This is a genomic window from Clostridium sp. TJA038 (genome assembly GCF_058310255.1).
In genome coordinates this window covers 1,000,955-1,013,407 of the sequence record NZ_JBZEFA010000001.1, presented here as the reverse complement: position 1 = coordinate 1,013,407, position 12,453 = coordinate 1,000,955, and the positions used below count along the sequence as shown (strand labels likewise).

Below are 12,453 nucleotides of genomic sequence, written 5' to 3'. Positions count from 1 at the left end.
TATAATCAGTTCATTATGGTCTTTTTTTTAATTTTCTTCTTTTCTAATTTTTTGTAATAATTCATTATATTTTTTATGTCTCATATTAGGGAAAGCTTTTAATATTCTTCTTTGTATAAAATTATTCTTTCTTAAATATTTAGCCTTATTTAACATTTCTTCTTTAACATAAGGTTCTTCTTTAAATTTAGATATAATACTTTCTAAGTCTCTTTCTCCTTTATAAGCAAAGGAAATACCAAGACCTTCAAAATCTTTAGATAAATCTTCTAAGATATTTAATTTTTTATTTAAATTAAATAGGGTTTTTACAGTTATTATAAAATCAATAATTATTGATATACTAAAAATAACGGTAAGAGAAATAACTAATATTTTAGGTAGCTTACTTATGAGATTAACAACAATTGGATTTATAAACTCTACAAGAATAACAGATAATATACCAAATAAGGTAGAGTTTAATAAGCATACTCTACCATGAATATTAAATTTATACCTTGAATAATCCCACCATTTAGTATGAAATATTTCTTCTAATAAAAATGAAGTTATATACTCTAAAAGCGAAGTTATTATTATTCCTAAAATAAAAACTAATATTATATTACTTTTATACCTATTTAAAAATAATAATATAAAAAAAGCACCAAAGCCATATACAGGACATAAAGGACCATTTAAAAATCCTCTATTTGTGAACTTGTTATCTATTATATAACAATATATAACTTCACAACACCATCCTAAAAAGCTATATACTATTATATACAATATACTGTATATAATTTTTATCATAAATTTTATAAAAGAAGATTTATCTTCTTTTATCTCACCCCCCTTTTCCTTTGTTAATTATTATTCTCTAAAACTTCTTCAGCTTCAGGAGAAGCTATCTCCATACTATATATACCAAGGTCATTTATTGAAGTTATATTTACAACTATTTTACCACTAGCCCCTTTTTGATAATATCCAGCTAAAAGTTCTTTATGAGAATCTCCTAAATAATCTGTATAATACATAACTAAAGAACCATTTTCCTCTGACTTAACTCTAACCTCTTTACTAGAAGATGGACCTATATCAGGAACCTCTATATTTTTGCTATTACTTCCGCAACTTATTTGCAACCCACTAATTTCCTTATCGGTTTTGTTGTTAATAACAACCTTATATGTAGACTTATTATTAAAAAAGTAAAGCCCGGCACCTATTAAAACTACTAATATGATCCCTAAAATAATTAAATTTTTTTTCTTCATATGCTACACTCTCCATTTTATTGTTTTAAAATAATTATACTACATAAGTTCAATAATAATCTATAATAAGAAAATTAAGAAGCAGTTTCTAAAATTAAAAACTGCTTCTTATAATTTAATTAACTTTATTATTTTTTATTTTTTTCTCATAATTTCTATAAAGAATAAAAGCTATTATTACAAAGACTATAGGTCCAGTTATTTGAAAGGCCATAGCCTTATAATCTTTATCTTGAATAACTGGCTTTATAATAGTAAATAAGTTTGCAAAGCCTATAGTAAAGGTTACTATTACTGACCATACTAAAGATGATTTGTAACTTTTATACATTGTAAAAGGTTTTTCTATGTAATCCTTCTTTTTAAAAGCTGGAAATGCTCCAGATAAAAACATATAAGGTATAGTCATAGCTACATTTCCCATAAGTATTAAATAACTAAAAAATTTATTTGCAGATTCTCCTCCAAAGGAAGCTAACAATATGAAAATTACAACAACAATACATTGAACCCACATAGCGTTAACAGGCATATTATTTTTATTTAATACTGTCCATTTTTTAGGCCATATTTCTTTAGGAGTTCCTTCTATTAATTGTTTTATTGGAGCATAGCTTATTGTAAAGAAAGCACCAATTAAGGCAAGTAACATTGAAAGTCCTATATATCTTGCAAACCAAGAGCCTAATAAAATAGAATTTTCTAAAGACATTCCAAAAACTCCACCTAATTTTACTCCTAAGTTTTGGATAACTATATAAGCTACATTAGCTAAATTAACATTTTCTCCTGATAATACTTCAGTCCAATTTGTAAATAATCCAATACATAAAATTCCTATAGCATAACCTAAAGCTATTATTATAGAAGCTATCATAAGACCTTTTGGAAAGGTTTTTTTAGCATTTTTAGTTTCATCAACTAATCCACTTACTGCCTCTAAACCACCATAGGCAAAAATTGCAAAAACTAAAAATCCCAATATTCCTAAAGGCGATGAATAAGAAAGATTTGGAGAACTTATAAAAGAAGCTTTGTTTATAGCTTGTGCAGGTTTAAAATCATTACTTATAAAAACAATAATAGCACCTAATATAAGAACTATATTAGATAAAGCAACTACAGTTCCTCCTATAGAGGTTACCTTAGTTATACTTTTTAGCCCTTTAGAAGAAGCATATGTAATAACTATTATAAGAATTATTCCTAATAAAGCCATTGTATGAGGTACACTTAATCCAAATAATGACCAAGAACCTGTAGTATCTTTTCCATATAAAAGGTTAGAAAAAGGAATCCATATAGATGAGGAGTTACTAACTAACCATATTAAATTAGAAGAATACCACATAAATGTTACTATAAAGGCATATTTAGGGCCAACAGATTTAGCCATCCATGAATAAATTCCTCCTCTTTCCTTTCTAAAAGCTGCTCCATACTCTGCCATCATGAAAGCATAGGGAATAGAAAAAGTTATGGCTGATAATATATACCACAAAATAGAGCTATAGCCCATTAGATAAAAGGCCTTTGGCATATTAGCAAAACCATATACTGATGTGAAAATCATTAATATAAGCGCTGTTAAAGATAATTTACTTTTATTTTCTTTGCTCATATTTTCCTCCTTAGTTATAAAGTTTTCTTTTTACAATATACTATGTTATCATAAAATTTAAACTTCTAAAATATTTTTTGAATTATTTGAAAACTTTTTATTAAAATAAAGTTAAATATATATCTTAATTATAATATTGTTATGAAATTAACAGTTTTTTTATTAAACAATTCATATTATAATTTGATAAAAAAATACAAAATAAAAGTTTTATTATTATAATAGAATAAATTATGTGATGTTAACACAAAATATGTTATATTATTATTATAAATATATTATAGTGGGGTGATAGTTTTGGCAGCAGGAAAAACACATGACAAAATTACAGTTATTATGGCCCCTTTTATTGCTTCTTTATTTTTATTTTTAAATATGATTTTTTTAGATGACTTAGGTAGCAGTCTTGCCTTTACAATACTTGGAGTATCTGTATATATGTTTGGCGGATATATGTTCTCTGGAGACTTAGATATTAAAAGTAGAGAGTTTAAAAGGTGGGGGTACTTAAAATTTATTTGGATTCCATATCAAAAGATTTTTGAACATAGAAGTATATTTACTCATGGTTTTATCTTAGGTCCTATTATAAGAATACTTTATGTTTTAATTATTCCTATAATTATTTTTTCTCTTTTATACTCTTTTTCTATAGTAAATATTTCAACCTTAGAGATGATAAAATTATCTTTTAATTTTGTTATAAAAAATAAAATACTGTTTTTTAATATATTTTTAGCACTTTTTTTAGGTTCAGGTCTTCATACTATAACAGACCTTGTATATAGTTACTTTAAAAAGAAATTTTCCTATAAAAAAAGAAGAGGTAGAAATAAGACTAAATATAAAAGAAAAACTTCAAGAAAAGTTGCATAAAAAAAGCTTAGATTTATCTAAGCTTTTTATTTTAAAATTTATTAAATTCTATAACAAAATTACATCCCTTTAAAGGTTTATTATCTAAATAAATTTTTCCACCATGCTTCTCTACTATTTCCTTGCTTATGGTTAATCCTAATCCTGAACCACCTTTTTTAGAATTTCTAGACTTTTCTCCTCTAATAAAAGGATTAAAAATATTTTCTTTAAGATTATCATTTAATCCTATTCCATTATCACTAATTATTATTTTTATTTTAGAACTTTCTTCCTTTAAACTTATTAAAAATTTAGTTCCCTTTTCATTATATTTAACACTATTTATTATTAAATTTCCTAAGGCTCTTTCAAGTCTATTGCTATCAAAGGAAAAATAAATATCCTTTTCTTCTATTTGAAAGTCAAAATCAAAGTCTTTTTCCTCTAAAAGATATATATAATTAGCTATTAAATTTCTTAAAAATTCACTTAAATTTTCCTTTTGTCTATTTAATAAAAATTCAGAACTTTGAAGAGTATAAAACTCAAAAAGTTCCATTATCATTTCATTGGCTCTTTCCCCATTATTTTCAATTATACTTATATATTTATATAAAGTTTCTTTATCATAATCTAAATTGTTTTTTATTATATTAGAATATCCAATTATACTAGATAAAGGTGTTTTTAAATCGTGAGCTATATTTCTTACAAATTCTTTTCTTAGTTTTTCTGATTTTTCTTTAAGATTTTTTTCCTCTTCTATTTTAGAAGCCATATTATTAAAAGCTTCCCCTAATTCTTCAAATTCATTATTTTTCTCTATTTTAATTCTTATAGAGTAATCACCCTGTGAAAGCTTTCTAACTCCTTCCATAAGCTTTTTTAAAGGCTTTGTAAAGGTCTTAGAAGTTAATTTAGAATAAAGTATTAGGCTTATTATAAATAAAAATATATAAATAGAAATCATTATGTATAAAAATATTTTAAATCTTATTTTATGACTTTTAACAAAGAGTTTTGAAAAATTCTCACTAGGTATTCTAGTTAAAATAAAGAATCTTCCATCTTTACTATAAGCAGTATAAGAAATATAATCTTCATCAATATCACCATACATTTCATTTAATAAAATCTTGCTAAATTCTTCACTTGAATAAGATTTATTTATTATTTTAGGTTCTCCTATAACTTTTATTACCTTTAAATCCTTATCTACAATTTCAATCCATCCACCATGTTCAGAAATGTAATTTTCATTTTCAATATTATTATAATCAATGCCCTTAACTATACCAGAGAAAATCTTATCTTCTAGTTCTTCATCTTTCAAATAAAAGTTAGCTCCTATAAAAATAGAAATAAAAAATATAATTCCTGTAATTAAAGTTATAAGCAAAAAAACTTTAAGATAATTTCTAAGTAATATATTAGATAATTTATATCTATTTCCTATTATTAAATTACTTTTTTTCAAACCTATAACCTATTCCTCTTATAGTTTTGATTTTACAAGGATTTTTAGGGTCCTCTTCTATTTTTTCTCTTAAATGACTTATATGAACCATAATTGTATTATCATCTCCTAAATATTCTTCTTGCCATACCTTTTCATATATTTGCTTTTTAGTAAAAACTCTCCCCCTACTACTCATAAGCATTTCTAAAATTTTAAATTCTTTAGCATTTAGTATAATTTCTTTTCCTTGCTTTTTTACGCTACACTCTTCCTTATTAAGCTCTAAATCTCCTATTTTTATAATATAATCTTTAAGAGAATAATTATAACATCTTCTTAAATTAGAATTTATTCTAGCTATTAATTCATTAGGTTTAAAGGGTTTTATTACATAGTCATCAGCTCCTAATTTAAGCCCTAAAATCTTATCTTCTTCTTCTATTTTTGCAGTTAAAAATATAACAGGTATTTTACTCCATTGTCTTAAAATTTTTAAAAGATTAAAGCCATCTATTCCATCCATCATAACATCTAATAAAGCTAAATTTATATCTTCTTTTCTTAAAATATCTAAAGCATCCATACCATTTGAGGCCTTAAAGACATTATAACCTTCCTTTAGTAAATGAAGTTCTAAAAGCTCTAATATATCTTGTTCATCCTCTGCTATTAAAATATTCATAAACTCCTCCTTATAATTAAATTCCTAAATATATTATAATATTAATTTATATATTTTCTAAAGTGTTATAATTTATTTTAATATTTTGTTTTTATAAAAAAAGGCCTCCTTTAGGAGACCTTTTTTTAATTATTTAATATATATTCGCTTAATTTAGCATTAGCTAACATTAATTTTATTCTGTTTTCTTGATTTACTTTTGTTGAAGAAGGGTCATAATCTACAACTACTATATTAGCCTCTGGATGATTTTCCATAATTCCTCTAATCATCCCTTTTCCAACTATGTGATTTGGAAGACAACCAAAGGGTTGTGCACAAACTATATTATTTACTCCACTATGTATAAGTTCTAACATTTCAGCTGTCATTAGCCAGCCTTCACCCATTTTAACTCCTCTGCCTATATAATTTTTAACAGAGGCTTTCAATTCTTTAAAGGGAGCTGGTGCTCTAAAGTTAGAATATTTTTTTATAGAATCTATCATTATTTTTTGTAAATATTCTAAGTATGAGGAGCCTACCTTTGAAAATTTGCTAGAGAATTTTTTCATTCCATATAATTTATAATCTATTTCTGAATTAGATAAACAGTACATAAAAAAGTCTGTAACTCCAGACATAACAACTTCTGCATTATCTTCTCTTAAAAACTCCTCTAAGTGATTATTTCCTAAAGGAGAGTATTTTAAATAAATTTCTCCTACTATTCCAACCTTAACTTTTTCAACTTTTTCTAATTCTATCTTTGAAAAATCTAAAATTATTTCTTTATATAGCTTTCTTGTATTTAAATAATTTAAGCTTTTAAATTTATTTTTTAATATATTAATCCATTTATCTAGTACTTCATCACTTTTATTTTTATGTATTTCATAGGATTTACATTGATTATATAAATACATAAGTAAATCTCCATAATAAAGAGCATATATACATTTTATTAATAAGCTTGGATACATTTTAAAACCTTCATGTTTCTCTAATCCACTAAGATTTAAAGAAATTACAGGGACATTTTCTAATCCATTTTCCTTTAAGGCTTTTCTTAAAAGATGAATATAATTAGAAGCACGACATCCTCCCCCAGTTTGACTAATTATTAAAGCTGTTTTATCTTTATCATACTTTTCGCTTTTTAAAGCTTCTATAAGTTGTCCAATTACAATCATGGCAGGGTAACATATGTCATTATGTACACTTTTTAATCCTTCTTCAATGGCACTTTTAGTATCTCCCTCAAAAAATTCTAAATTATATCCATAACTTTTCATTATTCCAGATAAAAGTTTAAAATGTATTGGTAACATTGTAGGAGCTAAAATAGTATGAGTTTTTCTCATCTCCTTAGTAAATGTTGCAAAATCATTATTTTCTATATTCATTTTATCACCTATTCCTGCATTATAGCTTCTAATAAACTTCTTACCCTTATCTTAGCAGCACCTAAGTTATTAGTTTCATCTATCTTTAACTGAGTGTATATTTTTTTATTTTTTTCTAAAATACATTTAATTTCATCAGAAGTTATAGCATCTGTTCCACAGCCAAAGGAAACTAGTTGTATAAGATTAATATTATCTTTGCTATTTGCAACATAATAAGCTGCTTTATATAATCTTGCTTGATATGTCCATTGATTTAATATATTAACCTCTGGCTTTTCCTTTGTAAAGTTTAAGGAATCCTCACTTAAAACAACAATATCTAAGGAACTTAAAGCTCTATCTATTCCATGATTTATTTCAGGGTCTATATGATAAGGTCTTCCTGCTAAGACTATAATATTTTTATTTTTATCTTTAGCATATTTTATAAATTCTTCTCCCTTTTCCTTTAAATCTTTAGTGTAATTTTCATATTCTAAAAAAGCTTTTTCTAAAGCTTTTTTAACATCTCTTTTTCTTATATATGTAAACTTTTCTTTTAAAATTTTATAAAGTTCTTTATATAATAGTTTTTTGTTATTTAAACTTAAATAGTTCATTATAAAATTTATATTTTTTAATTCTTTTATATTTGTTTTTAAAAGTTCAGGATAATAAGCAACTACAGGACAATTAAAACAATTGTCTGATAAGCCTTCATCAAAATTATAACTCATACATGGATAAAATATATTTCTTATATTTTTACTTAATAAATTTTCTATATGTCCATGAGCTAATTTAGCAGGATAACAGACAGTATCTGAAGGAATTGTATGTTGTCCTTTTAGATATATTTTTTTGTTTGACTCATCAGATAAAATAACATTAAAACCTAATTCTTTAAAAAATGTAGCCCAAATTGGAAGATTCTCATACATATTAAGCACCATAGGAATTCCTATAGTTTCTTTTCTTCCTTCTTCAAAAAATTCATATCCTCTTAATTTTCTATATTTATATTCATACATATTTGGTATATTTTCAGAAACTTTTTTCCCTGTTGGTTTTTCACATCTATTACCTGAAATATATTTTTTTGAATCATTAAAAGTATTTATAGTTAAATTGCATCTATTTGTACATAAACCACACTTTATAATTTTAGAGTTATGTATAAAGTTCTCTAAGTTTTCTTCTTTTATTATCTTACTTTCTTTTAATTTTTTTCTTTTTGCATAAAGAGCACATCCATAAGCTCCCATAAGCCCTGATATGTTAGGTCTTATAACTTCTATAGAAAGTTCCTTTTCAAAAGCTCTAAGTATGGCATCATTATACATTGTTCCTCCTTGAACAATTATATTTTTACCAAGTTCCTCTAAACTTTTAGCCCTTATAACTTTATAAAGTGCATTTTTAACAACACTTACAGAAAGACCTGCTGATAAATCATTAACTGTAGCACCTTCTTTTTGAGCTTCCTTTACTGAAGAATTCATAAAAACAGTACATCTAGAGCCTAAATCTGCTCCATGTTTTGAAAATAAACCAAGCTTTGAAAAACTTTCTACATCATAGCCCATTTGATTTGCAAAACTTTCTATAAAAGAACCACAGCCTGAAGAACAGGCTTCATTTAACATTATATTCGCTACAATTCCATTTTTAATTTTAAAGCACTTTATATCTTGCCCACCTATATCTAAAATAAAATCTACCTTTGGATTAAAATGACTTGCTGCTATATAATGAGCTACTGTCTCTACTATGCCGAAATCTATTGAAAAGGCATTTTTAATTAACTCCTCTCCATATCCAGTAACAGCACTTCCTAAAATTTTTATTTTATTTTTACATAACTTATAGATATTCTTTAATTCTTTCTTTACAATTTCCACAGGATTTCCTTTATTAGAGCCGTAATATTCATATAAAATATTGTCATTTTTATCTATTAAAACAACTTTAGTAGTAGTACTTCCTGCATCAATTCCTATGTATCCTTCTCCAGTATAATCATTTATATCCTTTATTTTAACTTTATTTTTACTATGTCTTTCTTTAAATTCCTCATATTCTTCTTTAGAATTAAATAAGGGTTCTATTAATTTTAATGTAGTTATATTACTTTTATTTTCTTTAAATCTCTTTAATAAAGTATTATATTCATAAAGCTTATTTTCTTCCTTTGAATAAATAGCACTTCCAAGAGCTACAAAAACCTGTGCATTTTTAGGAGATACTATTTCTTCATTTTTTAAATTTAAGGTTTTTTTAAATCTCTCTCTAAGACCCTTGCAAAAAAATAAAGGCCCTCCTAAAAACATTATTTTACCTTCAATATTTCTCCCTTGTGCTAAACCTCCTATAGTTTGATTTACAACTGATTGAAAAACACTAGCTGAAATATCTTCTTTTCTAGCACCTTGATTTAAAAGTGGTTGTATATCAGTTTTTGCAAAAACACCGCATCTTGAAGCAATTTCATATATATTTTCATTTTTAAGACTTAACTTGTCCATTTCATCTACAGTAAGCCCCATAAGATGGGCCATTTGATCTATGAAAGCTCCTGTTCCACCTGCACAACTTGAATTCATTCTTTCTTCAAAGCCACCAGTTAAAAAAATTATTTTAGCATCTTCTCCACCAAGTTCTATAGCTACATCTACATCATTATAATATTTTTTTATAGCTAAAGTTGAAGCAAAGACTTCTTGAACAAAGGGAATGTTAAATTCCTTTGAAATACCATATCCAGCAGAACCTGTTATGGCTATTTTAAATTTTTTATTTTCTATTAACCCTCTTATATTTTCAAACTCTTCAATTAGTTTCTCTCTTACCTTAGAATAATGTCTTTCATAGTTTGAATAGATAATATTATCCTCTTCATTTAAGACTATACATTTTAAGGTTGTAGACCCTGCATCAATTCCTATTTTATAATACAAAGTTAATGTCACCTCTTTATTGATAATTCATGTATGTTAAGTAAAAAAATTAAATATGTTTAATTTTTTTTAGAGAAAATCCTTAACAGTCCTTAACTCTTTATTAACTATATCATAATTATTTAATTATATCATCTAATTAAAAGTTTTCATAATAACGAATTTTTTAATTTATTTGAAAATTTATTTAATATAATAATAAAGCAAATAAAAGTTTTAAAATAAATAAAAAAATGCTAGTTAAAATTAACTAGCATTTTTTTATTTATCTTCTTTTATTACCCTTTGAAATTCTTTGGTTCTTTTTTGAAGTAAAGCTTTTTGATTTATTTCCTCTTTGTTTTTTGCTATGAGAACTTTTTCTCTTTTCTTCTGATTCTCTTTTGCTATGCCCTTCATTTTTACTTTTTCTAGTTTTATTATTAAATCTAAAACTATTTTTATCCTTAATTAAACATTTTGGTCCATTACCTATTAAATCTTCTCTTCCTGCTTTAACTAAGGCATCATATACTATGTTATAGTTTTTAGGATTTTTAAATTGTAATAAAGCCCTTTGCATAGCTTTTTCTTCTTTACTCTTTGGTATATAAACTTCTTCCATTGTTAAAGGGTCTAAACCAGTATAAAACATTGTTGTTGATAAGGTTCCTGGTGTTGGGTAAAAATCTTGTACCTGCTCTGGTTGATAGTTTATATCTCTTAAATATTCAGCAAGCATGATAGCATCTTCTAATTTACATCCTGGATGACTTGACATTAAATAAGGAATTATAAATTGTTTTTTGCCTAATCTCTCAGTTATTTTAAAGAATTTTCTTCTAAACTCATCATAAGTTTTTCCAGCTGGTTTTCCCATGTATTTTAAAACATTTGGAGATACATGTTCTGGTGCAACCTTTAACTGTCCACTTACATGATATTCTACTAACTCTTTAAAAAATGTATCATCCTTATCAGCCATTATATAATCATATCTTAAACCTGAACGTATAAATACCTTTTTTATACCTGGCAATTTTCTAACTCTTCTTAATAAATGAAGATATTCTTTATGGTCTACCTCCATATTCTTACAGATGCCAGGAGACATACATCTCTTATGTTTACATGCACCTAAAGTTAACTGCTTTTTACAAGCTGGTTTTCTAAAGTTAGCTGTAGGTCCTCCAATGTCATGTATATAACCCTTAAAGTCATCATATTTTGTTATTTCTTTAGCTTCTTCTACTATAGAATCTTCACTTCTACTAGTTACAATTCTTCCTTGATGGAAAGTTATAGCACAGAAAGAACAGTTTCCAGAACATCCTCTTGAACTTACTAAGCTAAATTTAACTTCTTCAATAGCAGCTATACCACCATCTTTTTCGTAAATAGGATGATATGTCTTTTGATATGGCAACGCATAAACCTTATCTAACTCCTCTCTTGAAAGAGGCATTTCTGGCTTATTTATAACAACATATTTTCCATTATGTTCTTGAACTAAAGTTCTTCCTCTTACAGGGTCTTGTTCCTCATACTGAATTTTAAAACACTCTGCATAAGTTCTCTTATCACTAGAAACTTCCTTAAAGGTAGGTAAAACTATATGTTCTTCATATATTTCATCTAAACTATCAGCTATGTAACATGTTCCTGGTATATGTCTTATGTATTTTCCATCAAACCCTTGATTTAAATAATCTGCAACCTCTACAATCTGTTTTTCACTCATTCCATATACTAAAAGGTCTGCACCACTATCAACTAAAATTGATTTTCTAACCTTGTTATCCCAATAATCATAGTGTGCAAATCGTCTTAAACTTGCCTCTATTCCACCAATTACTATGTTAACATCTTTATAGGCTTCTCTTATTTTGTTACAATAAACTATTGTGGCTCTATCTGGTCTTTTACCCATTTCCCCTTTAGGAGTATATAAATCTTTATTTCTTAACCTTTTACTTACTGTATAGTGGTTTACCATAGGGTCCATGTTACCACCATTAACTAAAAAACCTAATCTTGGTTTACCTAACTTTTTAAAGTCATCAACACTTTTCCAATCTGGTTGAGCTATTATACCAACCTTATATCCAGCATCTTCTAAAACTCTAGATATAATAGCTGTACCAAAACTATGATGGTCAATGTATGCATCTGCTGTAACCAGTACAAAATCACATTGTTCCCATCCTCTTTCTATCATATCTTCTTTGCAAATTGGCAAAAATTTATTTTCGCTCATTTCTTCAC

Annotated in this window: 9 protein-coding genes; 1 reads left to right on the top strand and 8 read right to left on the bottom strand. The window is 26.0% G+C overall.

Annotated elements, in window-relative coordinates:
- Window positions 1-27 precede the first annotated feature (27 nt).
- From AC4FQV_RS04700 to yjeM, 3 genes are all read right to left on the bottom strand, one after another.
- Window positions 28-798, bottom strand: coding sequence for a putative ABC transporter permease (locus AC4FQV_RS04700; RefSeq protein WP_491138461.1), 771 nt, complete (start codon window positions 796-798; stop codon window positions 28-30).
- A 53-nt stretch (window positions 799-851) separates the two neighbouring features.
- A complete protein-coding gene (locus AC4FQV_RS04695) occupies window positions 852-1,265 on the bottom strand; it encodes a hypothetical protein (RefSeq protein ID WP_491138462.1) in 414 nt (137 codons plus the stop codon).
- Window positions 1,266-1,380: 115 nt separating this feature from the next.
- Window positions 1,381-2,886, bottom strand: a complete 1,506-nt coding sequence (gene yjeM / locus AC4FQV_RS04690; RefSeq protein WP_491164715.1) for a glutamate/gamma-aminobutyrate family transporter YjeM — start codon at window positions 2,884-2,886, stop codon at window positions 1,381-1,383.
- A gap of 297 nt (window positions 2,887-3,183) precedes the next feature.
- Between yjeM and AC4FQV_RS04685 the strand changes: the two genes are divergently transcribed.
- Entirely contained in the window at window positions 3,184-3,762 is a 579-nt protein-coding gene (locus AC4FQV_RS04685) for a metal-binding protein (RefSeq protein WP_491164713.1), read from the top strand.
- Between the two features lie 31 nt (window positions 3,763-3,793).
- Here AC4FQV_RS04685 and AC4FQV_RS04680 read toward each other — a convergent pair whose 3' ends face one another.
- The 5 genes from AC4FQV_RS04680 to AC4FQV_RS04660 form a co-directional block, all read right to left on the bottom strand.
- Window positions 3,794-5,077 (bottom strand): HAMP domain-containing sensor histidine kinase, encoded by a 1,284-nt coding sequence (locus AC4FQV_RS04680; RefSeq protein ID WP_491164711.1) that lies wholly within the window; start codon window positions 5,075-5,077, stop codon window positions 3,794-3,796.
- A gap of 130 nt (window positions 5,078-5,207) precedes the next feature.
- Entirely contained in the window at window positions 5,208-5,885 is a 678-nt protein-coding gene (locus tag AC4FQV_RS04675) for a response regulator transcription factor (protein WP_491138468.1), read from the bottom strand.
- Window positions 5,886-6,010: 125 nt separating this feature from the next.
- The gene (locus AC4FQV_RS04670) at window positions 6,011-7,270 is read right to left on the bottom strand and encodes a 2-hydroxyglutaryl-CoA dehydratase (protein WP_491164709.1); all 1,260 of its coding nucleotides are present in this window, start codon (window positions 7,268-7,270) and stop codon (window positions 6,011-6,013) included.
- An 8-nt stretch (window positions 7,271-7,278) separates the two neighbouring features.
- Window positions 7,279-10,209 (bottom strand): acyl-CoA dehydratase activase, encoded by a 2,931-nt coding sequence (locus tag AC4FQV_RS04665; RefSeq protein ID WP_491164706.1) that lies wholly within the window; start codon window positions 10,207-10,209, stop codon window positions 7,279-7,281.
- A gap of 265 nt (window positions 10,210-10,474) precedes the next feature.
- Window positions 10,475-12,445: a YgiQ family radical SAM protein gene (locus AC4FQV_RS04660; protein WP_491164703.1), complete on the bottom strand. Its 1,971-nt coding sequence runs from the start codon at window positions 12,443-12,445 to the stop codon at window positions 10,475-10,477.
- Window positions 12,446-12,453: the final 8 nt, after the last annotated feature.